This is a genomic window from Flavobacterium cryoconiti, assembly GCF_048158645.1.
Classification (GTDB): Bacteria; Bacteroidota; Bacteroidia; order Flavobacteriales; family Flavobacteriaceae; genus Flavobacterium; species Flavobacterium cryoconiti.
The window spans coordinates 52,972-75,975 of the sequence record NZ_JBLNKW010000012.1 but is presented as its reverse complement, the minus strand read 5'-3'; the positions used below and the strand labels follow the sequence as shown (position 1 = coordinate 75,975).

27 protein-coding genes and 1 riboswitch are annotated in these 23,004 nt (G+C 34.3%); of the genes, 12 read left to right on the top strand and 15 right to left on the bottom strand.

Features of this window, described 5'->3' with window-relative positions; genetic code table 11:
* Nucleotides 1-4: 4 nt before the first annotated feature.
* From ACM55H_RS16065 to ACM55H_RS16050, 4 genes are read right to left on the bottom strand one after another with little or no spacing between them, the layout of a single operon-like run.
* On the bottom strand, nt 5-1,309 hold the full coding sequence (locus ACM55H_RS16065; RefSeq protein ID WP_416837480.1) for a DASH family cryptochrome: 1,305 nt from the start codon (nt 1,307-1,309) through the stop codon (nt 5-7).
* A complete protein-coding gene (locus ACM55H_RS16060) occupies nt 1,285-1,419 on the bottom strand; it encodes a DUF2256 domain-containing protein (protein WP_082014130.1) in 135 nt (44 codons plus the stop codon). The genes ACM55H_RS16065 and ACM55H_RS16060 overlap by 25 nt, the downstream gene beginning before the upstream one ends.
* Entirely contained in the window at nt 1,419-2,726 is a 1,308-nt protein-coding gene (locus tag ACM55H_RS16055; protein ID WP_416837479.1) for an ABC1 kinase family protein, read from the bottom strand. Before ACM55H_RS16055 ends, ACM55H_RS16060 begins: the two co-directional genes overlap by 1 nt.
* Entirely contained in the window at nt 2,726-3,385 is a 660-nt protein-coding gene (locus ACM55H_RS16050; RefSeq protein WP_416837478.1) for a TetR family transcriptional regulator C-terminal domain-containing protein, read from the bottom strand. Before ACM55H_RS16050 ends, ACM55H_RS16055 begins: the two co-directional genes overlap by 1 nt.
* Before the next feature lie 119 nt (nt 3,386-3,504).
* Between ACM55H_RS16050 and ACM55H_RS16045 the strand changes: the two genes are divergently transcribed.
* On the top strand, nt 3,505-4,419 hold the full coding sequence (locus ACM55H_RS16045) for a TIGR01777 family oxidoreductase (protein ID WP_416837477.1): 915 nt from the start codon (nt 3,505-3,507) through the stop codon (nt 4,417-4,419).
* 2 nt (nt 4,420-4,421) lie between these two features.
* Here the strand turns inward: ACM55H_RS16045 and ACM55H_RS16040 are convergent, their stop codons facing one another.
* The 4 genes from ACM55H_RS16040 to ACM55H_RS16025 all read right to left on the bottom strand — a co-directional run bounded on the left by ACM55H_RS16040 (nt 4,422) and on the right by ACM55H_RS16025 (nt 7,445).
* Nucleotides 4,422-4,961, bottom strand: coding sequence for a YceI family protein (locus ACM55H_RS16040; RefSeq protein WP_416837476.1), 540 nt, complete (start codon nt 4,959-4,961; stop codon nt 4,422-4,424).
* 188 nt (nt 4,962-5,149) lie between these two features.
* A complete protein-coding gene (locus ACM55H_RS16035) occupies nt 5,150-5,698 on the bottom strand; it encodes an acyl-CoA thioesterase (protein WP_416837475.1) in 549 nt (182 codons plus the stop codon).
* Between the two features lie 5 nt (nt 5,699-5,703).
* Complete coding sequence (locus ACM55H_RS16030) at nt 5,704-6,069, bottom strand: 6-phosphogluconate dehydrogenase (protein ID WP_416837474.1); 366 nt, start codon at nt 6,067-6,069, stop codon at nt 5,704-5,706.
* Entirely contained in the window at nt 6,066-7,445 is a 1,380-nt protein-coding gene (locus ACM55H_RS16025) for a DNA recombination protein RmuC (protein WP_416837473.1), read from the bottom strand. Before ACM55H_RS16025 ends, ACM55H_RS16030 begins: the two co-directional genes overlap by 4 nt.
* A 137-nt stretch (nt 7,446-7,582) precedes the next feature.
* Here ACM55H_RS16025 and ACM55H_RS16020 point away from each other — a divergent pair, with 137 nt between their 5' ends.
* Entirely contained in the window at nt 7,583-8,224 is a 642-nt protein-coding gene (locus tag ACM55H_RS16020; protein ID WP_416837472.1) for a Pr6Pr family membrane protein, read from the top strand.
* A 33-nt stretch (nt 8,225-8,257) separates the two neighbouring features.
* On the opposite strand, the gene ACM55H_RS16015 is transcribed toward ACM55H_RS16020, so the two are convergent.
* Nucleotides 8,258-8,623: a hypothetical protein gene (locus ACM55H_RS16015; protein WP_416837471.1), complete on the bottom strand. Its 366-nt coding sequence runs from the start codon at nt 8,621-8,623 to the stop codon at nt 8,258-8,260.
* Nucleotides 8,624-8,794: 171 nt separating this feature from the next.
* On the opposite strand from ACM55H_RS16015, the gene ACM55H_RS16010 reads away from it, so the two are divergent.
* The 3 genes from ACM55H_RS16010 (at nt 8,795) to ACM55H_RS16000 (ending at nt 11,646) form a co-directional block, all read left to right on the top strand.
* Nucleotides 8,795-9,370: a pseudouridine synthase gene (locus tag ACM55H_RS16010; protein ID WP_416837470.1), complete on the top strand. Its 576-nt coding sequence runs from the start codon at nt 8,795-8,797 to the stop codon at nt 9,368-9,370.
* A gap of 58 nt (nt 9,371-9,428) precedes the next feature.
* A complete protein-coding gene (locus tag ACM55H_RS16005) occupies nt 9,429-9,878 on the top strand; it encodes a tRNA (cytidine(34)-2'-O)-methyltransferase (RefSeq protein ID WP_416837469.1) in 450 nt (149 codons plus the stop codon).
* 157 nt (nt 9,879-10,035) lie between these two features.
* Nucleotides 10,036-11,646, top strand: a complete 1,611-nt coding sequence (locus tag ACM55H_RS16000) for a class I SAM-dependent methyltransferase (protein WP_416837468.1) — start codon at nt 10,036-10,038, stop codon at nt 11,644-11,646.
* Between the two features lie 56 nt (nt 11,647-11,702).
* On the opposite strand, the gene ACM55H_RS15995 is transcribed toward ACM55H_RS16000, so the two are convergent.
* The 6 genes from ACM55H_RS15995 to ACM55H_RS15970 form a co-directional block, all read right to left on the bottom strand.
* Nucleotides 11,703-12,380, bottom strand: coding sequence for a hypothetical protein (locus tag ACM55H_RS15995; RefSeq protein WP_416837467.1), 678 nt, complete (start codon nt 12,378-12,380; stop codon nt 11,703-11,705).
* Nucleotides 12,349-12,558: a hypothetical protein gene (locus ACM55H_RS15990; RefSeq protein ID WP_416837466.1), complete on the bottom strand. Its 210-nt coding sequence runs from the start codon at nt 12,556-12,558 to the stop codon at nt 12,349-12,351. The genes ACM55H_RS15995 and ACM55H_RS15990 overlap by 32 nt, the downstream gene beginning before the upstream one ends.
* 247 nt (nt 12,559-12,805) lie before the next feature.
* On the bottom strand, nt 12,806-13,588 hold the full coding sequence (locus ACM55H_RS15985) for an ABC transporter ATP-binding protein (protein WP_416837465.1): 783 nt from the start codon (nt 13,586-13,588) through the stop codon (nt 12,806-12,808).
* Complete coding sequence (locus tag ACM55H_RS15980; protein WP_416837464.1) at nt 13,588-14,619, bottom strand: iron chelate uptake ABC transporter family permease subunit; 1,032 nt, start codon at nt 14,617-14,619, stop codon at nt 13,588-13,590. The genes ACM55H_RS15985 and ACM55H_RS15980 overlap by 1 nt, the downstream gene beginning before the upstream one ends.
* Before the next feature lie 104 nt (nt 14,620-14,723).
* The gene (locus ACM55H_RS15975; RefSeq protein ID WP_416837463.1) at nt 14,724-15,866 is read right to left on the bottom strand and encodes an ABC transporter substrate-binding protein; all 1,143 of its coding nucleotides are present in this window, start codon (nt 15,864-15,866) and stop codon (nt 14,724-14,726) included.
* A 90-nt stretch (nt 15,867-15,956) separates the two neighbouring features.
* A complete protein-coding gene (locus ACM55H_RS15970; protein WP_416837533.1) occupies nt 15,957-16,217 on the bottom strand; it encodes a hypothetical protein in 261 nt (86 codons plus the stop codon).
* Between ACM55H_RS15970 and ACM55H_RS15965 the strand changes: the two genes are divergently transcribed.
* The 7 genes from ACM55H_RS15965 (at nt 16,135) to ACM55H_RS15935 (ending at nt 22,994) form a co-directional block, all read left to right on the top strand.
* On the top strand, nt 16,135-16,341 hold the full coding sequence (locus tag ACM55H_RS15965) for a DUF5522 domain-containing protein (protein ID WP_416837528.1): 207 nt from the start codon (nt 16,135-16,137) through the stop codon (nt 16,339-16,341). The genes ACM55H_RS15970 and ACM55H_RS15965 overlap by 83 nt on opposite strands.
* Before the next feature lie 2 nt (nt 16,342-16,343).
* Nucleotides 16,344-16,859 (top strand): bifunctional adenosylcobinamide kinase/adenosylcobinamide-phosphate guanylyltransferase, encoded by a 516-nt coding sequence (cobU, locus tag ACM55H_RS15960; protein ID WP_416837462.1) that lies wholly within the window; start codon nt 16,344-16,346, stop codon nt 16,857-16,859.
* A complete protein-coding gene (locus ACM55H_RS15955) occupies nt 16,856-17,500 on the top strand; it encodes a Dph6-related ATP pyrophosphatase (protein ID WP_416837461.1) in 645 nt (214 codons plus the stop codon). The genes cobU and ACM55H_RS15955 overlap by 4 nt, the downstream gene beginning before the upstream one ends.
* 158 nt (nt 17,501-17,658) lie before the next feature.
* The gene (cobT, locus tag ACM55H_RS15950) at nt 17,659-19,341 is read left to right on the top strand and encodes a nicotinate-nucleotide--dimethylbenzimidazole phosphoribosyltransferase (RefSeq protein WP_416837460.1); all 1,683 of its coding nucleotides are present in this window, start codon (nt 17,659-17,661) and stop codon (nt 19,339-19,341) included.
* 48 nt (nt 19,342-19,389) lie between these two features.
* Nucleotides 19,390-20,196: an adenosylcobinamide-GDP ribazoletransferase gene (locus ACM55H_RS15945; protein WP_416837459.1), complete on the top strand. Its 807-nt coding sequence runs from the start codon at nt 19,390-19,392 to the stop codon at nt 20,194-20,196.
* Nucleotides 20,181-20,717, top strand: a complete 537-nt coding sequence (gene cobC, locus ACM55H_RS15940; protein WP_416837458.1) for an alpha-ribazole phosphatase — start codon at nt 20,181-20,183, stop codon at nt 20,715-20,717. Before ACM55H_RS15945 ends, cobC begins: the two co-directional genes overlap by 16 nt.
* 46 nt (nt 20,718-20,763) lie before the next feature.
* A riboswitch (cobalamin riboswitch) is annotated at nt 20,764-21,008 on the top strand.
* Between the two features lie 75 nt (nt 21,009-21,083).
* Nucleotides 21,084-22,994 carry a TonB-dependent receptor plug domain-containing protein gene (locus ACM55H_RS15935; protein ID WP_416837457.1) on the top strand — a complete coding sequence of 637 codons (1,911 nt, stop codon included), beginning with the start codon at nt 21,084-21,086 and terminating at the stop codon, nt 22,992-22,994.
* Nucleotides 22,995-23,004: the final 10 nt, after the last annotated feature.

Below are 23,004 nucleotides of genomic sequence, written 5' to 3'. Positions count from 1 at the left end.
ATTTTTAAAATAATTGTTGTTGCAGCCATAATTTCTGGAATTTTGATTGTCCGTCATAATTGGCAGCTTGTAATTTAATATTGAATTTCCTATCCCTTGGGTCGTTACCAACTCCTGAAACATACATCCAATTCCCGTAATTGCTGTGAACATCGTAATCAATAAGCATCGCTTCAAAATACGCGGCTCCTATGCGCCAGTCTAGCAGAAGATTCTTTGCAAAATAAGACGCTACATTTTGTCTCCCGCGATTGCTCATCCAGCCTGTTTGTTGCAATTCAATCATATTAGCATTTACAAATGGCTCTTGTGTATTACCGTTAATCCAATTGTTTATGGCAGCTAGATTGTTTTTCCAATCGTATTTTTTATCTAAAATTCCTCCAATTTTGAAAAACGAATTCCCGTTTTTCATCGAAACGTATTTAAAATAATCCCTCCAAATCAGTTCAAAAATCAACCAATACGTCGAATCATTTTTCTCGACTTGTTGCTCATATTTAACAATCTCCCAATAAATAGTTTTAGCCGAAATAGAGCCATTAGCTAACCAAGGAGAAAACTTCGAACTAAAATCAGTACCAATTAATCCGTTGCGGGTCAATTTATAAACACTTAGTTTTTTGGTTTCCCAAAAATAATTTTTCAATCGTTTCAGTGCTTCGTTTTCACCACCTCGAAAAGGAAATGCCGTTCTGGAATCCATTTCAAAATCAGTAAATCCCAAAGTTTTCATCGTAGGAATTACAGTTTCGTTTGTGATCCAATTTTCTTTTGGTAGCGGTGTAACTGTAAATTCAGGTCTGACTTTTATTGATTTTTCACACTGATTCCTGAATTGTGTAAAAATATTTGGAATCGATTGAATCTCAAACGGAATAGCTGTAGGATGAAATAAGAACTGATTGTAAGTCGCTTTGAACGATACTGAGTCCGGAACTTTCAATTTTATATTCTCCAAAACTTCCATTTCCTCACTCGTCCATTCTTCTTGGAAGTAAACAGAATTGATTTCATGTTGAGCAATAATTTCCGGAATACAATCTTCTGGTTTTTGGTGATAAACCAAAAGCGGAATATTTAAATTTTCCAGATTTTGTTTCAATGCTGTTACTGATTCAATTATGAATTTGGCTCGGAATTTCTCTGTTTTCTTAAAACCAAATCTTGTTTGTTCAAAGTGTCTTGGATCAAAACAATAGACCGCAATTACAGTGTCATTTTCTTGTATCGCATTTGTCAAAGATTCATTATCATGGACTCTAAGATCATTTCTAAACCAAACTAACCCTTTTTGTTTCTTTTGCATTTTTCGCTACAATATTTGACTTCATCCCAAACTTTTTCCCATTTTTTCCGCCAGCTAAAAGGCCGGTTGCAAACCAAACACATTTTTGAAGGCAGATTTTCCTTTTTCACTAGTTGTATTTTTGATATTCATTGACAACAATTGTCGCTTTCAAATCAAACATTAAATTGTATAACCCAAAGAACGTTCTGTTCATATAAATGAAATGTTTGGAACCTCTATTGCCGTTCATTTTTCTAAGATTGGTGTCTTTTGAGAATCGTTCGCCCAATTGTGCGATGCTTTCAAAAAATGCTGCGTCCGAGAAATCAAAATTTTCGGTTTGAAAAGGTTTTGTGAACAGCGATAATAAATCGTAAAACATTTGAGTGAAATATTCCACTTCCTCTTTGGAGTCATCCACTCTAAGAATTTCTAATTCAAATAATTTTTGACTAAAAAGCTTCTTGTTATCAATCACTTCTTTGTTTATTAATTCGAAATAAGGAATATAGAAGTCATTTGGGATTTGTTTCATACAACCAAAATCCAGTGCCACTAATTGGTTTTTATCGTTCACCAAGAAATTACCCGGATGCGGATCAGCATGTACTTTCCTTAAAATATGAATCTGATACATATAGAAATCCCACAAGGCCTGACCAATTTTGTCCGCTATTTCTTGATTGTCATTTTTATTGGTAAATTCCGAAAGATGGATTCCTGTCATCCAATCCATCGTGATAATCTTCTCGGATGAAAATTTTGGATAGTAATTCGGGAAAACTAAATTGTCAATCTTTTTGCAGGCTTCAACAACTTCTTGGCTTTGTTTTAGTTCCAATAAATAATTGGTTTCCTCAATCAATTTGTCTTCGACTTCCTTGAAATACTTATCAGAATCTTTCCCTTGAAGGTTGAACATTCGAATCGCTATTGGTTTTACCAAAGCCAAATCAGATGAAATGCTATTGGCAACGCCAGGATATTGAATTTTTACCGCCAGTTTTTTGCCGTTTTTTACTGCAACATGAACTTGCCCGATACTTGCAGCATTAACGGAATTCGCATTGAACTCGTCAAAAATTTCATAAGGTGTTTTTCCAAAATTAGTCTTGAACGTTTTCAGTACTAATGGAGCCGAAAGTGGCGGAACAGAAAACTGTGAAAGTGAAAATTTTTCCACATAAGCCTGCGGCAAAAAGCTTTTGTCCATACTTAGCATTTGCGCTACTTTCAGCGCGCTTCCTTTCAAACTTTTCAGTCCGTCGTAGATGTCTTCTGCGTTATCTTCGTTGAGTTTGTCGCGAGTCAAATCAGAGTTTACCATTTTCTCTCCGTAATATTTGAGATAATTTACACCAACTTTTGCTCCAGTTTGCACCAGTTTTGTTGCTCTTTCAATTTTTGACGTAGGGATATAGTCTATGGTTTTCATTATTTGTTGTGTATTTTTTCTTTGAAAATAAATTTCCCAAAGTCTATTAAGCTATCTAGCGGAGTGATGTTCATCAATTCAAATGTGGCTTTTATTGACTTCTCAATATATAAGTCAGTTTTCTCAAAAGCAGGAGAGGAGTCCTCCAACCAAAATTTCAAAGTCAATAAAAGTTGTATCCAAGAAGTTTCTTGAATTGCTTTTTCCTGAAAGTTTTGAAATTTTTCCTGTTTGATTCGGTATTCATCAGAAATGATTCCTGCGACATAGTTTTTGAAACTGCTTCTCAAACTGGATAACAGCATTAAATTTTTCAATTCATTGTGATGCTGTTTCAAACTCATGGTTACATAACTTCTGTTCGCAGCTAATAACTCAAAGAAAGTAAAGTAAAAACTCAGCATTTTACTTTTCATATCATAGGTTTCATAGTCTTGGTCTTTCTGAAGTAATTCGACCGTTTTTTCTAGAAACATTTTGAAGATTTCTTTCTCTACACTTTCCATGGTTCCAAAAAAGTTGTAAAATTCAGCTTCTGAAAAGTTATTCAGTTTTGTGAAATTATAAACGGATTTCGGTTTGTCATTATTTTCCAATGTATAATTCATATACATAGAAACTATTTTCTCTCTTGTTATTGTTGATTTTTTAGTAGCCATTTTTGATGTATTTCAAATTAGAGTATAAAGGTAATGAATGTTTAACTAAAATCTAATAATGTTAAACAAAAATTAATGTTAATGTTTATATGGCTCAAAATGACTAGATTTGTTTTGTTATGAAAAAAAATATATTAATAAGCGGAGGTTCAGGATTTATCGGTAAACACTTAACTGATTTATTAATTGAGAAAGGATTCTCAGTTTCTATATTGAGTCGAAGTGATAAAAAAAACACAACCGATATTTCTTATTTTAAATGGGATGTTTCCAATCAAACGATTGATGAAGCAGCAGTACTAAATGCGGATTACGTAATCCATTTAGCGGGTGAAAATATCGCTGAAAAAAGATGGACTGCTAAACGTAAACTAGCTATTATTGATAGTAGGGAAAAGTCAACACAATTGATTTATTCTGTTTTGAAGAAAAACAATAAAAAACTGGATGCCTTTATTTCGGCTTCAGCAGTTGGGATTTATGGCGCTGTGAATGGAGAAGAAATCTGTACTGAAGAAACACCTTTGGCTCATGATTTTCTGGGTTCTACGTGTCAAAAATGGGAAAATGCAATAGATTTTATTGAAAACTTACATATTCGTACGGTAAAAATCCGAACGGGATTAGTATTAGGAAAAAATGATGGTTTTTTAAAGAAACTGATTCCTATATTTAAGTATAGATTGGGTTCGATATTAGGATCCGGAAAGCAATATATGCCTTGGATACATGTTGCTGATTTATGTAATGTATATCTTGAGGCGGTTGTAAATGAGGAAATGAATGGACCTTATAATGCAGCTGTAAACGACAATACGAACAATGCAATTTTTTCTAAAACATTGGCGCGAGTTTTGGGTTATTCTATTTGGTTGCCCAATGTCCCTGAATTTGTGTTAAAATTTGCGATGGGTGAAATGTCAAAAATTGTATTATACGGAAGAAGAGTGTCCTCAGAAAAACTGGAAAAATTAGGATTCCAGTTTAAATACAAAAACTTGGAGGAAGCTCTTAGGGATTGTTTAACTAAATAGCTTTATTGTAAAACACAATAAAGCTGCGTATTCACGTTTTTGGATATTTTACTTCGTACGATAAAAGGAATTTCGATTTTGAAATCATCAGTATTTAAAGGAAAATTAGTAATTAATTCGATTCCTTGAGTTCCTTTTTTGATTGTACCTGTAACAATGATTTTTTTTGATTTTCCATGCATCGTGATTTTCCCTATAATTTGATATTCAGTTGCATTTGAGTCAATATTTTTCAAATCAAATTTCTCAATTCTGCCTTTGAAAATAGCTTTGGGATATCGATGACTCTGCATGTAATTAGCATTAAAATGTTCCTCCATTAAACTTCTTTCAAATTGGAAATTTTTGATGATGGCAAAACAGGTTATTTCCCCTGTTTTGGTAATCAAAACACAGGCTGTTTTTTTATTTATTGCTTTTACTTCTTCAAAGAAAGGAACTGAAGCTTCAAAATTAATGATTCCTTTATCTGTCGTCATTTTTTCTTGCGCAATAGTAGTAGTAGCTATAAAAATCAGGAAAAGGAGCGTAATTTTTTTCATCGCCTTTTATGAATTAAACTACTTAAAGTTACGAAATTTCAAGGAAATAAGTTTACGATTAATGATAAATTATAGCATTAATATAAGCTTATTTAAGCCGTTTGTATGAATATGAAGTTCTAATTAATTTTTGTTTTTTTTTAAATTTTAAATCGATTGATTTTAGTGAAAAATAAGGTAGAAATAATCTAGCGTAACTCTAATTGTACATTGTATTTTTCAAGACTCGCCAGCGACTCAGCAGAACTATAATCAAACTTTTCTTCGTGTAGGTCTTTTTCCTTTTTTAAGGCTATTTGTTTGATGCAATTGCAAAAACGGCGTACTTCATTGAGGTTGGATAAGATTAAACCGGGAACCAGCACACTTTTACCTTCCTTATCTTTGGCGACCATTGTAAAATAAGAAGAATTACAATGTTTTATTTTTCCTGTTTGAATATTTTCAGCCTCAACCCGAATGCCTATAATCATAGAACTGTTACCAACATAATTTACACAGGCTTTCATCGTAACCAGTTCGCCAACTTCAATTGGTTTGAGGAAATTTACGGTATCAACAGATGCTGTCACACAATAATTTCCTGAAAATTTTGAAGCACAAGCAAATGCAATTTGATCTAAAAGAGACAAAATATAACCTCCATGAATCTTTCCGCTAAAATTGGTGTGTGACGGGAGCATCAATTCTGAAATACTGATATTTGACGAAGAGACAGTTTTAAAAGTAGTGTTCATAAAAATTATTTTTGATTAAAAGGGGAAGTTTCTTTTTGAACGGATGTAACAAAATATCTCGTTTCTCCCCACCAGGCAAATGTTCTGTATCGTTCAACATAAGTTAATTTTACATAATTTCCTTGAAGCCCTTTCAAATCTTCAATCACTTTTTTGTCACTGTCCAAAACAGAAAAACTAAAAATCTGAGCTCCGGAAATTCCCTGACTCAATTCGCCTTCCCATGTTTTTATGGCCATTCCTTTATGACTCAATTTTATGAGTTCACCAGAACGAATGCCTTCACTGTAAGGGACGTAATAGAGAAATGCAAAATAACAAATCAAGACCAGCGTACCGATTCCTAAAATAATCCCTAAAATTCGTTTCATTTTGTTTCGTTTAATAATTGATTTTCGTCTTTTTCTGCTCTGTTCAATATGCTTTCAGGAAGTGCTTTCTTCGCTTTGGCTCCCATCTTTTTCAATTTCTCAACACTTACGATTAAGTTTCCTTTTCCTTCCACCAGTTTATTCATCGCGCCACTGTATTCAATTTTGCTTTCGTCTATCTTCTTACCAATTTTGATTAAATCAGCTACAAAACCTTCAAATTTGTCATACAAAGCGCCCGCTTGTCGCGCAATTTCCAAAGCGTTTTCCTGTTGCTTTTGGTTGGTCCACATGCTGTCAATAGTTCGCAAAGTAGCTAATAAAGTGGCAGGCGTAACAATGACAATGTTTTTCTCGAATGCTTTGTTGTATAAAGTCGTATCCTCATTCAGTGCCATGGCAAAAGCCGGCTCTATTGGAATAAATAACAATACGAAATCAGGACTTTCTATTTGATATAAATCTTGGTAGTTTTTATTGCCCAATTGTTCTACGTGACGTTTGATGGAGTTAACGTGTTCTTTTAAAAATCCAACTTTTACATCGTCATCTTCCTCATTGATGTATTTTTCATAAGCGGTCAAAGAAACTTTAGAATCGACAATCATCTTTTTGCCGTCAGGCAGATTGATGACAACGTCAGGAAAAACTCGATTTCCATCTTCGGTAGTGAAAGCTTGTTGCACTTCATATTCACGGCCTTTCTCTAATCCTGATTTTTCAAGAACGCGTTCCAAAACTAATTCGCCCCAATTTCCCTGCATTTTACTGTCGCCTTTCAAAGCTTTCGTCAGGTTGATGGTTTCCTTGCTCATCTGGATATTCATTTCCCGCAAACCTAGAATCTGTTGGCGCAAAGCCGCATGATAATCAATGCTTTCTTTGTGGGTGTCTTCGACTTTCTTTTCGAACAAATGAATTTTATCTTGTAAAGGCGTCAAGATGTTTTTCATGTTTTCCTTGTTCTGCTCTGTAAATTTATTGGACTTTTCTTCCAATATTTTGTTGGCGAGATTCTCAAATTCCTTGGTGAATTTTTCTTGCAGTTTCTCCACTTCTTCTTTTTGTTCTTTGTTGCGTTCCCAAAGATTCTCAAAATCAACTTCTTTTTTAGAAAGCTGTATGGCTAAACTGTCTTTTTCACTTCGAATGCTTTCTTTCTCAGTATTGGCGTTTTCTAATTGCTTTTCAAAGGCTGTTTTATCAGTAGCAATTTGTTCTTTCAGTTGATTGAATTGGGAGGAAAATGAAATTAATTTTTCTTCTAAACTAATTTTTTTCGATTGGAATCGGGCGGAGAAAATGAGTTTACCAATGAAAATACCAATAGCGAGAGCAACGATGAAAATCAATAAAAACGGAAGCATATTTGACATAGAATTTCTTTTTGTAAGTTTGTAAAAATAAACAAAAGTTTGCTGGTTTCCTTCCGGAAATCAAAATAGTATCTCAAGTTTTAGCATTAAGGGATTTGTAAATAGAGTTGCCAATTAATTTTTATACTTTAAAAAAAATGCAGGATAAATCTTTAAAATTGAATTCTAGTTTTTTTGCAATTATTGCTATTGTCGGTTGGTTTGCTGTTGTATTGCAATTGTATCTTATCATTATCAATCGTGTAGTTTCACTTTCGGAAACGATTGTTCGGTTTTTTAGTTTTTTCACGATTCAATCGAATATTTTAGTGGCAGTTTGTTTTACTTTTCTTTGGCTGAAGCCAAAATCCAAATGGGGATTGTTTTTTTCGAAACCTAAATACACAACTGCAATTACGTTATACATCACCATTGTAGGACTTGTTTATAATGTAATTCTGCGATTTTTATGGGCTCCAACTGGTCTGCAAAAAGTAGTGGATGAGTTGTTGCATTTGGTTATTCCAATTTTGGTTTTACTATATTGGATTCTATTTGTCCCTAAAAAAGCATTGGAATTCAAAAACATCTTTCCGTGGTTGATTTTCCCTGCGATGTATTTGGTTTACACGTTAATTCGGGGTGCTTTTTTTAGTTTTTACCCATATCCGTTTGTCGATGTGATTCTTTTGGGCTACAATACAGTACTGCTTAACAGTTTTTTTATGTTGTTGGCTTTTCTTTTTTTTGGAACTTTATTCATAGGGATTGGGAAAATAAAAAAGGCCAATACGAATTAGATTCGTATTGGCCTTTTTAAACAAAATAAATTGTTATTCATCCAGTTTAATATTCCCTCTGTCTTCCTGATTATCAGGATGCTCATTAGGATAACGATTTGCAATGATGTCCGAGTTATGATCTTTATTTTCGACCATTTTCTTTGCTTGTTCTTCAGAAACATTCGCAATATCAGAACTTAAATTTATAGGAGTGCTATCCTCATTTTGTTCTAAAGTTCCGTCAATATTTCGCGCTCTTTGAACAATTTTTTGATTTCCATGTACATCAGTTTCCACTTCTGATTTCAAATGTGATACCTCAGGATTCGTATTTTGGGCTAGATTCTGACCGCTAAATCCTTCGTTTATATTTTGCTTATTATTTGTTTTTTTTGAACCTAAATCGTTGCTTTCCATACTCTTTAATTTTAAAGCTAATACTGTTAGCTTTTATAAGATTACGTCTTTTAAACGAAGGAATTCAATCATTTAACATAGCTTTTGGTTTACACCAATAAATGTATGGCGACACTATTTTAAATCCAGCGAAAACAAAACTATCTTTGCACGCACATCTAATACACTAAAATGTCTCATTCTCATTTCATCATTCATAAGCCTTACGGGTATCTGAGTCAGTTTATTTACGAATTAAAAAGAAAAAAGAAACTGCTGGGCGAATTGCACGATTTTCCCAAAGGAACGATGGCAATAGGGCGTCTTGACGAAGATTCCGAAGGATTGTTGTTGTTGACTACGGATGGTATGATGAGCGAAATCATTCGAAGTAAAAAAGTCGACAAGGAATATTACGTCCAAGTCGACGGCATTATCCATCAGGAAGCCATTGAGCAACTGCAAAAAGGGGTCGAAATAGGATTCAATGGCACCAAATACATCACTAAACGGTGTAAAGCTTTTTTAATTAATGAAATCCCTGCTTTTGGAACTAGAGGAAAAAAAATTCGTGATGAACGTCACGGTCCAACTTCTTGGGCTTCGATAACGGTGAATGAAGGGAAGTTTCGCCAAGTCCGAAAAATGACTGCCGCTGTTGGTTTTCCTACCTTACGTTTGGTTCGTGTTCGAATAGGAAACGTGCATCTCAATGATTTACAGGCAGGAGAAGTTTTGGAAGTGGAAGAGTTTCAAATAGAAATTTAAAGGATTTGATCTGAATTTTTCAATCTTTTAATTTTTCAATCTTTTAATAAAGTATAATATGTTAAACATCGTTTTAGTAGAACCTGAAATCCCAAATAATACTGGAAATATTGGCCGATTGTGCGTCGGTACCGAAAGCCGTTTGCACTTAATTCATCCTTTTGGATTTGTTATTAATGATAAAAACCTAAAACGTTCCGGTTTGGATTATTGGGTACATCTTGATGTTAGAGAATATCAAAATGTAGCCGAATGGAAAGCAGAGATTCCTGATTTATCCCGAGTTTTCCTGATGAGTTCTCATGCCGAAAAATCGTATCTGGAGAATGATTTTCAGGATGGTGACTGGTTGGTTTTTGGGAAAGAAAGTAAGGGTTTGAGCGAAGCTGTTTTGAACGAATTCCCCAATCATCTGACAATTCCAATGTCACCGTTAATTAGAAGTTTTAATATTGCAAATTCTGTTGCGTTTGTCATTGGCGAAGCAAAGAGACAAATTGGTTTGTAGAGACGTTGCATTGCAACGTCTGTACGAGGAAATTGCAACGTCTGTACCGAGAAATAGAATCATATTAGTTTTTTCTTTTTTAGACGATATTTTCATATATTTGAGTAGGTCATTCTGAATCTAAAATTGTGTTTTTTCTCCTTTAAAACTTACTTTTATGATTGATAAAGTTATCCTTAGAAGTACCATTTTCAAGCATTTAGATGGTTTGGTTACCGCTCCTGTTGCGTATGTTTTGTTTGAAAAAGGAGTGCTTTCCTATATTCTTGACAAAAAAGAAGTTACACTTACGGAACTTACGCAACATTTTAAAGCCAATGAAGGCTATCTCAATGTGGGTTTGCGTGTTTTGTGTTCGCAAGGATTCCTGGATTATCATATCAATACTGCCACAGACCAAATTAAATTTAGCATAAACGATAAAAGCGCCATCGCTTTTTCGATGTTCTATTTGTATGAGGATGTGCTTGATTTACTGCATTTCACGATGCAATTTCGCACTCGATTATTAGATGATATTCCATTTGCTCGATTGGGTTTAATTTTCGATTTGTATGCAACTAATTATGGAATTTCATTTTCGAATGATACGTTGACCAATGAAATTCAACATCAGATTTTAACGCATATAGAAGGTTGTTTGGTTGGACCAATATTGGTAAGACTGGGTATGAGCGGCATGTTCCATAAATATTTTATGGAGATTTCTTTCCGTCCTGAAGAATTTCATAAATCTCCCGAAAATTTCAAAATAATACTGGATTTCTTTGTTGATTTAGGTTGGTTTACCCAAAAAAAAGGCAATTATCAGTTTACTGAAAAAGGGTTGTTTTTTGCTAAAAGGGCTTCTGCTTATGGAGTGACAGTTTCCTATTTACCTACATTTAGTAAGATAGAAGAGTTGCTTTTTGGTAACCCAAATATACTCAGAATTATAGCTGAAGGGGAAGATGAAATTCATGTGGACCGAGAAATGAATGTTTGGGGAAGCGGAGGTGCGCATGACACTTATTTTAAAGTCGTAGACGAGATTATCATCAAGTTATTCAATTTACCAATAGAAGACCAGCCGAAAGGAATTCTTGATATGGGTTGTGGCAATGGAGCATTTATTGAACATATTTATACTGTAATCGAAAGACAAACCCTTCGCGGAAAAATGCTGGATGATTATCCTTTATTCCTTGTTGGCGCCGATTATAATCAAGCGGCGTTGAAAGTGACCCGAGCTAATTTAATCAAAGCCGATATTTGGGCCAAAGTAATTTGGGGAGATATTGGACAGCCCGATTTGTTAGCCAATGACTTATTGGAAAATTATAACATTGATTTGAAAGATTTACTGAATGTAAGAACCTTCTTGGATCATAACCGAATTTGGGAAATGCCAAAACAGGTTACCAAAGACAGGGTAAGTCATTCAACAGGAGCATTTGCGCATAGAGGAGAGCGAATCAGTAATAGTTTAGTCGAAGATAATCTATTGGAACATTTGAATAAATGGTCGCCTTACGTTCGGAAATTCGGGTTGTTAATGATTGAATTGCATACGATTGCTCCAAATTTGACTGCTGCTAATTTAGGAAAAACCGCTGCTACGGCTTATGATGCCACGCATGGTTTTTCAGACCAATATATAGTAGAAATTCCCGTTTTGCACAAAATTGCTGCTGAAGCGGGATTGTATCCGGATGCTAATTTCTTTAGGAGATTTCCTGATTCTCCCATTGCAACAGTGAGTATAAATTTATTGAAAGGAAATGGTTAGTATATTTTGAAAAAAAAATGAAAATGAGGAAGTTGAGTAAACTTCCTCATTTAGAATTAATTTCGGGCAACAAAATCACTTAATGTAACGTAAGTGTTTCCGCTCACCGCATCGTGATAAATATTATATTTCGTTGGATAATTCCCTGCTTTTTCAAAATGTTCCGGTTGAGAATAATTGGCACTAAAATCAACATCAGAAAGTAGATAATCTAAAGTAATCATTGGCTCCACAAAAATAAATTTACCATTGTAAGAACCATAAATCATAATTTTAGAAAATGGAAGATAAGCTCCTAAGTTTCCAGGTAGCCAGTGTTTTCCCATTTGGGGCTCAGCAGTTGCTGGACCAGGTGGAGTAAAATAATCGGCAGGCATGTAACCTATAGGAGGATAGTTGTTGAAAGCAGCATCTGTTTCTGGTGACCATGCCGGTATTGCGAGTTGCTCTTCAGCAGAAATCATGTAAAAATGAATGTCAAAATGGGGTACATCAAAAACGCCTGCAGGTTCGTGACCATGAGGATTCCAGTTAAGCCCGATATGATCAAAAGGGGTTAATTCTGTAGCTTTTAATTGCAATGGTACTACAATAGTTTCGCCATCTGGTGGAACAGTTTTACTATTATCAGTTTCCAGATTTTTAAAGGCTTCAGGAGTAATTTCAATTCCTATTTCGCTGGGATGACCATTTGAATCCACACTAATCCCAGGAACGTACTTTTCCGTATCCAAGAGCTACCTGAGGACCTTTAAAGACAGTAAGTTTACCGGAATTCGTTTTAGCGGTAAATGAGGAGGATACGTTATTTTGTAAATCAGCAGTAATCATTTCGTCCTGACTGCAAGAAAAAAGCAAAAATAATGACCCCAAAACGATAATTTTTTTTGGCAATGTAAACAAATTTTCCATAATTAAAATTTTAAAAGATTGTTTTTAATGCTGTAGATAAGTTGAGCTTTGGGGAAAAATAAAACGAAGAACAAAAATACAATAAATATCATAACTAGTTGATATTCAATTTATTTTATTTTAAAATTAATTAAATATCCTGTATTAATTGAGTCGTGAAGAAAAAGGATATTTTTTAGAAAACAGATTTTATAAAGTATAATTTTGTTGTAAAAACATTGTGTTTTAGTGAGGGAATTCTAAGAAACTAAACAATCATGAATTTTCCTTTTTCAGCGTCAAAAACAATATGCTCGTCTTTGAATAAGGTATTGAAACTTCCTTTTGCAATAAAATTACAAGGCTCGTCTTGAAGCACTGTTTCAGGTGTCATAATGATCATTTCATCACTCAATTGTATCGCCATATCAATATCATGAGTAGAAAATAAAATGCATTTTCCAGTTTCATTAGTAAGCTTTTTCAAAAGTTTGAATAAAGCCACCTTATGTAATAAATCCAAATGGGTAGTGGGTTCATCCAAAATTATTAACGGAGTATCTTGTGCCAAAGCTCGTGCAATTAATACTTTTTGCAGTTGCCCATCACTAATTTCATAATGTTTTTTTGTTGCTAAATGACTGATTTGTGTCAATGCCATAGCTTCATTAACTTTAACAATATCAATATCAGATAAAGTTCCCATCCAATTGGTGTAGGGCTGTCTTCCTAAAGCAATGAGTTCAAAAACAGTTAAATTACTGGGAGGCAATTTTTCGGTTAAAACGATGCTTAGGTTTTGCGCTAAGTCTAAAGGTTCATAAGAAGTAATCCTCTTTTCATTTAAAAAAACATCACCTAAAAGTGGTTTTTGGATTCGCGTTATCGTTTTTAAAAGTGTTGATTTTCCAATACCATTGGCACCGATTAAAGCAATCAGTTTTCCTTTTTTTAAAGCGATAGAAATATCCGAAGCCACTACGATTTTCTCTTTTTTATGAGAATAACCAATGCTGATTTTAGACGCTTGTAAGATGATTTTGTTTTCCATTAGGCAATCATTTTTCGTTTACTAACCAATAACCAAATCACTACCGGAGCTCCAATTATAGAAGTTACAGCATTGATTGGTAAAGTGATTTCTAATCCTGGTAGCTCTGAAATCACATCACAAATGAGCATAATCGAAGCTCCTAAAAGTAACGTACTCCAATACAAAACCGAATGGTTGCTGGTTTGAAATACTAACTTTGCTATGTGCGGAACTGCCAGTCCTACAAAGGCAATTGGACCTGCATACGCGGTGATGCTTCCTGCTAAAATACTTGTTGCAAAAATAATAATCAATCGTGTTTTTTTGAAATTCAAACCTAAACTGCGGGCGTAATTTTCACCCAATAATAGTGCATTAAGTGGCTTGATACTAAATAGACTTAATAATAAGCCAATCGCCACACAAATTGTTAGAATTAATATAGAAGACCAAGACAAGTTACCTAAGTTTCCCATGGACCAAAACGTGAATTTCTGTAATTGTTCAGCCGAACTAAAATACGTAAGAACGCCTACTATTGCACTGGTAAAACTACCAAACATTAGCCCAACAATTAAGATGGCCATTGTATCGCGTAGCCTTTGCGAAACCATCAAAACGGCGAGTAATACAACAGAACTTCCAATAGTTGATGCTAAAACTACTCCATACGAGGATAACAAAATTGTACTTAAAAAAGGAGGAAGTAGACTCGCTCCTAATATTACAAAAGCCACACCTAAACTGGCACCGGAACTCAGTCCTAAAACATAAGGCCCTGCCAATGGATTCCGAAACAAAGTTTGCATCAGTAATCCACTTATGGATAACCCCATTCCAACAAGAATAGCAGTGATGGCTTTGGGTAAACGATAATTGATGATGATATATTCCCAAGTAGACTTACTCGCTTGACCACCGGTTAAACTTGTATAAATTTCTTTAAAAGGAATCGGGATGGAACCAAAACTAATGTTTACAAAAAACAATAGAACTAGCCCCAAAGTAAGCAAGAAAAATAGAATCGTATTTCGTTTTTGATTGTTCAATTGTGGTTCGTTTATAGATGTATTATGATATTATATTTAATTTTTAAAATGAATTAAAATCCAGTTTTGGCTCCCTCTCCTTTGGAGAGGGTTGGGGTGAGGATTTAATTTAATTTTTGTGCAAAAGTAAAAGTATAATTTGGAAGCAATTCAGGATGGAAGATTTTGATATAATCTTTCAAGACTAAATCCGGTCTGCTTGGTGCTAATTCATAATAAATGGTTCCTCCTGTTGCACCTAATTTACTTTCAAAAGTATACACATTTTTAGATTTTGAAGCGTCAAACTGACTGTAATGCGGATTGCTATTTTCGAATTCAGCAATACTTTTAAAAGAACCTGTTGCAATCCAATATTTTGCTATTTTTGCTTTCTCTAATATTTTTTCAAAAGGTAAACTAAGACTTCCTGTTCCTTTAACATTTGCCCACAAATAATTCGCTTTGGCATCTTTCATAAATTGGGCTACCCAGCTATTTCCTCTCGCTACGTACCATTGCTCTTGATACATTGCTCCGTATAAAACGGTTGCTGTTGGTTTTTGGTTTGCAACCAATTGTATAGCATCATTGTAATTTTTAACGATTTCATCAAAAAGCGTTTTGGCTTCTTTTTCTTTTCCAAATAAAGCACCATAAAGCTTAATCCATTCTGCTTTACCAAGTGGAGTTTGTTCCATCCAGTCCGCTTGAATAAGTACATTAAGACCGCTTTTTTGTAAATTATCAATCATTGGATTGTTGTTGTCAACTCCAAAAGTTACAATTAAATTAGGCGACAGTTCAATGAGTTGCTCCATATTTAATTTTTCGTTTTGTCCTATGTTTTTAACGGCGCCGGCATCAATTAGTTTTCTGGTTTTTTCAGAAGAAACATAATCAGTATGGGGGAAACCTACCAGTGATTTTTCAACTCCCAGCATTTCTAAAAAAGGGATATTGGTAGTTGAGGTAACGACGATTGATTCTAAAGGAACTGAAATTGTGGTGTATTTTTGTAGGCTATCAGGAATGCTGCCGTTTTTTTCTTTTAATATATAAGTGAAGTTTTTATTGGCTTCAGGCCAAGGATTTGAAACTGTAACTATTGAATATCCTTCGTAGGTATTAATAGAAAGTCCCGAGGCATATTCGATTGTGTTTTTTGAATTTGTGCTTTCTTTTACGATTCCGTTTTCGTTTTTTTTACATCCAACGAAAGTTGAAAAAGCGAGAACAAAAAGGATTAATTTAAAGGTGAATTTCATGGTTTAATTTTTCGATAGCGACAAAGGTATACCAAATTTATAAAATTTCTTGTTTATTTTTAGCAGTAAAAAATTCAACAAATACTATCTTTACGAAATGAATAGCATTAAAGTCAAAAACTGTTCTACTTGCGGAACTCCTTTTAATTGTGGGGACACACCAGAAGGAAGGAAATGCTGGTGCAACAATTTTCCGCCCATTTTTACTCCGTCAGAAGTGGTGGATTGCTTGTGTTCCAGTTGTTTTAGAACTGCTTGCTCCACTAAAATTGACGAATATGTTGCAACAGTATCTTCTGAAACTGCAACGGATAATAAGGCCAAAGATTTACCCAAAACGACTAATCTCATAGAAGGAATCGATTATTATTTAGAAAATGGGAATTATGTTTTTAAGGCTTGGTTTCATCTAAAAAGAGGTCATTGTTGTGGTAATGGATGTCGACATTGCCCGTATGGATTTAAAAAAATATAAAAATGATATATTTAATAACTGGCGGCGAACGCTCCGGTAAAAGTAGTTATGCCGAAAATTTAGCAAAAGGATTGTCGGATAAACCAATGTATGTGGCTACAGCCAGAAAATGGGATGATGATTTCCAAAAAAGAATTGATCGCCATCAAAAAGACCGTGACGAACGATGGATTAATATCGAAAAAGAAAAACATTTGAGCGAAATTGATTTTTCGGGAAAAGTAGCTATCGTTGATTGTGTTACACTTTGGTTAACGAACTTTTTTATAGATACTAAAAATGATGTTTCCTTGTGCTTAGAACAAGCTAAAGCGGAATTTGATGCCATTGCCAATCAAGAAAATGCAACAATTATTATTGTAACCAATGAAATAGGGATGGGTGTTCATGCTGAAACTCACATTGGAAGAAAATTCACAGAACTTCAAGGTTGGATGAATCAATATATTGCTGCAACTGCCGATACCGTTGTGTTTATGGTTTCTGGAATTCCTGTAACGATAAAAGAAAAAAAATGAATTTTCTAACTTCTTGGAGTGGCGGAAAAGACAGTTGTTATGCAATGATGCAAGCAATTCAGCAAGGATTTATTCCAAAAGTGTTACTCAATATGATGAATGAAAACGGCAAAGTATCCCGTTCTCACGGATTGCCATTGTCTATATTGAATCAGCAAGCCCAAAAAATGGGATTGCCTCTGGAAGGAATTCCCGCGACTTGGGGTGATTATGAAGCCAAGTTTATTGCAGTTTTGAAAATGCTAAAAGCCAAATATGATTTGGAAGCAGCCGTTTTTGGTGATATTGATTTGCAACCGCATAAAGATTGGGAAGATAAAGTATGTGCGGCAGCTTCGCTAAAAGCAATTTTGCCTTTGTGGCAACAAGACCGAATTGTTTTGGTAAACCAAATGCTTGAAAACGGAATTGTAACGATGATTGTTTCTTGTAATACAATGATGGGAGAACATTATCTTGGGAAAATTTTGACCAAAGAATTAGCACAAGAATTACACGAAAAAGGAATAGATCCTTGCGGTGAAAATGGGGAATTTCATACTTTGGTAATAAATTGTCCGTTGTTTTCTGGAGCGATTGAACTGCCTGAATTCACTAGAATTACCTATGAGAATTATTGTTTCATCGTTTGGGAAGAATAACTTTTCAATAACAAAAAAAGCAATGCCAATATCAATGTCAAAATCAATGTCAAAATCAATGTCAAAATCAATGTCAAAATCAATTTTAAAGCAATGTTTTTTTATTTTATTTTGTAATTGCCATTGAATTTTGCCATTGAACTTTTAAATAAAAAAAGATGACCTATTTAGATGAAATTTTAAAATCCCGTCGCGACACACGTCATTTTACGGAGGATCAAGTACCGGATGCGGTTATTCAAAAAGCACTGCAAGCAGGACATTGGGCACCTTCTGTGGGTTTGACTGATGCCACAAAATACTATCTGATCAGGTCGGCTGAAATGAAGAAAGCCATTAAAGATTTGTTTTTAGATTATGATGAAAAAGCTGTTGCGCTCACGGATAACGAACAACAAAAACTAGCTTACAAAGCTCTCAAGTTAGAAGCAATAGAAGAAGCACCTCTTGGATTAGTGATTTGCTATGATCGTTCCGTTTTGAATAATTTTACGATTGGAACCGTTGGGAGTAATGAAGCTGTAAAGTTCAGTTCTGTTTGTGCGGCGCAAAATATTTGGCTATCGTTAACGGAACAAGGGTATTCCATGGGATGGGTTTCCATATTGAATTACTATCAGTTCAAGCAATTATTAGGTTTGCCTGAAAATATGGAGCCGTTGGGGTATTTTTGTGTGGGAAAACCGGCGACCAATTATGATAATCAACCCATGTTGCAACAATTGAATTGGAAACAAAAGCAAGAAATTCCATTGGTTGAGGAAATCACTGTTTTGCACGAAAGTAAGGTGGAGAAAGTTTTTTTTGATACTAAAAAGGAAATAGATTCTACAGCTTTTGCAAATGCGTTACAACATAAAATCGACCAAAAAACCAAACCAACGGGTTCATTAGGAGTTTTGGAAGTGCTCGCCAAACAAATAGGTATCGTATTTCAAACTTTAGAACCTAAAATTACAAAACCGAATATGGTTGTTTTTGCCGCGGATCATGGAATTGCAAATCATGGTGTAAGTGCCTATCCACAAGATGTAACGAGACAGATGGTGAATAATTTTTTGATAGGAGGAGCAGCAATCAATGTGTTTTGTAAACAAAATAAGATTCAATTAGCAATTGTAGATGCGGGTGTGAATTATGATTTTCCTACGAATACGGATTTGATTTCGGCTAAAATAGGGAAGGGAACACACTCTTTCTTGCAAGGACCTGCAATGAGTAAAACAGAAGTTGAATTGTGTTTTATTAAAGGAAGCGAAATTGTTGCCACTATTGCAAAAACAGGCAGTAATTGCATTGGTTTTGGCGAAATGGGCATTGGTAACACGGCTGCGGCTTCGGTTTTAATGAGTATTGTTTTAGAATTGCCTATTCAAGATTGCGTGGGAAAAGGCACTGGAGTAAATGATGAACAGTTGATTCGAAAAATTAACATCCTTAAAAAATGTATTGATAATTATAATGGTTCAGATGATTTAGACAGTAAATTAGCCTATTTCGGCGGATTTGAAATTATGCAAATGGTAGGTGGAATGTTACAGGCAAAAGAAGATAATATGTTGATTCTTGTTGATGGTTTTATCTGTAGTGTTGCTTTTTTAATTGCCTTTAAAAAGAATTCATCCATTATTAAAAATGCTATTTTTTGCCATTCTTCTGCTGAACAAGGACATCAAAAAATATTAGATTATCTAGGTGTCCGTTCTTTGTTGCAACTTGATTTGCGTTTGGGTGAAGGCACGGGTTGCGCCATTGCTTTTCCTATAATTGAGTCGGCTGTAGCTTTCTTGAATGAGATGGCCAGTTTTGAATCAGCGGGGGTAAATAGCCGAGAACTTTAACCATAGTAACTGAATAGACAAATTGGCTTCAGCCAAAATAATATAAAAATGAAAAAAGAACTACATATATTTTTTACAGCATTAATGTTTTACACTAGGATTCCGTGTCCTAAAAACATCGATCATAATCCGGATTATTTAAATAAAGCGTCTCGTTATTTTCCGGTAATTGGTTGGATTGTAGGGTGTGTGGCTTTTGGGGTATATTATGTTTTTAATTATTTAGTTGCTCCTGAAATTGCAGTAATCTTCTCTATGATTGCTTCGGTTTTAGTGACGGGAGCTTTTCATGAAGATGGTTTTGCTGATGTTTGCGATGGTTTTGGTGGCGGTTGGACCAAAGAAAAAATCCTGATAATTATGAAAGACAGCGCCATTGGTGCTTATGGAGCGATTGGTTTAGTACTGTTGTTATTACTTAAATTTCAAGGGTTGACTCAATTAATTGATGACTCGGATAATCCTAAATTTATAATTTATAATTCACAATTTATAATTCTATTACTCCTTGTTTCAGCGCATTCCATCAGTCGATTAGCGGCCATTTCCATAGTGTTTACACATGAATATTCTCGAGAGGATGCTTCAAGCAAAAGCAAACCTATCGCACAAAGTTATTCTTGGAGAGAAGTGGCGGGAGCTTTCTTTTTTGGATTACTTCCATTAGTTATTTTGTCCTGTTTTCAATGGCAAATGCTGCTGGTTTTAATCCCTGTTTTTCTGACTCGATTTTTTTTAGCACGTTATTTTCAGAAATGGATTGACGGATATACCGGGGATTGTTTGGGCGCAACCCAACAGGTTTGCGAAGTGGTTTTTTATATATCAGTTATTGCATTATGGAAGTTTATTTAGTACGTCACACGGAAACGGTTTGCGAAAAAGGAATTTGTTATGGACAATCCGATGTGAAAATCATGGAGCCTTATGATGCTGTTTTTCAGTCTGTTTTGAGTCAATTGCCTCAAGATGCAATATTATATTCGAGTCCTTTAGTACGCTGTGTACTTTTGGCAAATTATATCAAAGACAATTCAGAAATTGATGCTGTAAATCAAGATTCCCGTTTAATGGAAATGAATTTTGGCGATTGGGAAATGAAAAATTGGGATGTAATTCCACCAGATGATTTTACACCTTGGATGACTGATTTTGTAAATGTACGCGTACCAAATGGAGAATCATTTACGGATTTACACAATCGAGTAATTGATTTTATGCATAATGAACTTCGAGAAACCAATTCAAAACCAGTAATCATTGTGGCGCATGCAGGAGTGATACGAAGTTTTTTATGTAAAATTTCGGATTTACCTCTAAAAGATGCTTTTCAGAATAAAGTAGATTTTGGGGCTGTAATTAAAATTGAATTATAAAATTCGCAATTATTTAGGTTATTAACTTAATATAATTTTATCTTTGCCGCCGTATTGAGGTTGAGGTTTGTTTTTTCAAACCACATTAAAAGGGAAGAAAGTGATTGAAGAATAATAATTTCAGATTTAAAATTTGAAATCATTATTCAAAATTCAAAAATCTAACGCTGTACCCGCAACTGTAAGCTATCAAGCTTGTTGTTATCTACAAAACCATTGTTCGTCGCGGCGAATGAGAAGGTAAACAACAAGACGCAAGCCAGGAGACCTGCCTATTACATCGAGTATCAAACTTTCGGGAAAAAAGGTTTGGGTATGGGTCATTCTATGCTTTTCTCCCCATTTATTAAATTTTACATTTTTAAAATGAACAAAAAATTCATTCGCTTTAGTGCGATTGCATTGTTATTTGCAATGAACACGTATGCACAAGAACAAGAGCCAAAACAACTTGATGAGGTTGTTGTTTCCGATTCGAAATTTGCATTATCAAAAGAAAAATCAGGAAAAGTTATCGTCAAAATTACTGCCGAAGATTTAAAGAAAAAATCAGGACAATCAGTAGCTACTGTTTTAAGTACGGTAGCAGGTATTGAAATCAATGGGAATCAGAGTCGTAATGGTAAGGATTTGGGACTTTACATTCGTGGAGGAAGAAATCATCAGGTTTTAATCTTGATTGATGGTGTTCCGGTAACTGATGCTTCCGGGATTAGCTTATCCTATGATTTGAGATTGCTTCCTGTGGAGCAAATTGAAAGTATTGAGATTATGAAAGGCGCTTCAAGTACTTTATACGGTTCTGGAGCAGCGACAGGTGTTATTAATATTACACTAAAAAAAGCAGGCAAAAAAGCGATTGCAGGAAATGCATATATGAATATTGGTACACAAACAGTTGCTAAAAAAGCAAATTATAGTGTGCAAGATAACAATCAGGGTTTTGCGGTAAACGGTGGTTTTGAAAAAGTAAATTATTTTGCTTCTTTGAACAGCACTGAAACTACAGGAATTTCTGAAGCAAGATCATTAAATTCAAATACTAAATTTGAAAACGATGCTTTTTCAAGAGTAAATTCTTTAGTGAAAATTGGCTTTACGCCAACTAAAAAATTATCATTTGATTTCTTTGCTAATTATGACCGAATGAAAAACGATTTTGATGCAGGTTCATTTTCAGATGATCTTAAAAATTTCAGTCTTTCGGAGCAGTTTAGAGTTGGCTTTACTCCAAAATATAAATACAATAAAGGAGAATTGGTAATTAATACCAGTGCAAACGTAATCAACCGCGATATCTTTAGTTATGGTTCTTTATTCCAGGCAAAGTCTAGAAGTGTCAATGTAGATGCCTTTAATAAATATGAAATTTCATCTCAGTTATTTGTGGTTACGGGTGCACAATTCCAGTTTCACGAAATGTCAAACATGAGCCAGTATGATGCGATTACAAATGAAATGGCTAAATTCAATATGATTGATCCTTATGTAACTGCTGTTTATAATTCAGACTTTGGATTAAATTTAAATGCAGGAGCACGTTATAATATTCATAGTAAATACGGGAATAATTTAGTTTATAACATTAATCCATCGTATAGTTTTTCAGAATCATTAAAAGTATTGGCTTCTTATAGTACTGCATTTGTCACTCCAAGTTTGTACCAATTGTACTCTCCGTATGGTGATTTGAATTTATCTCCAGAGAAAGATGCGACTGCCGAAGTTGGTTTTGAAGCAAGTTTAGCAAATAAAAAAGTAGTTTTAAATGCAGTTGTTTTTCAAAGAGAAGAGCAAGATGCAATAGGATTTGATTTGATGACTTATAAATACTTCAATGTTAATGGTAAAAACAAAGCCAAAGGTCTTGAGACAATGATTTCTTATGCTTTTAATGATAAAGTAAAATTCAATGCCAATTATACGTATACCGAATTAGAAAGACAATCTCGTATTCTAAACCCAAAACACAAAGTAAATGCTGCTCTTGATGTGCAAGCAACAACACGTCTTGCTTTTAATGTAGCCTACCAATTTGTGTCTGATAGATATTTAGAATATACAATCTATCCAGCCCCAACGTATGATCCTGTATTGAAATCAGAAGTTTTGAAAGATTACCAATTAGTAAATGCTAATGTTCGTTATGAATTAATCAAAAACAGATTAAACATTTTTGGTGCGGTTGATAATATTCTGGATAAGGATTTTGTTGAGAGCAGAGGATATAGCACTAGAGGAAGAAATTTTAAATTAGGTTTGAATTTCTTATTCTAAAAAAATAAAA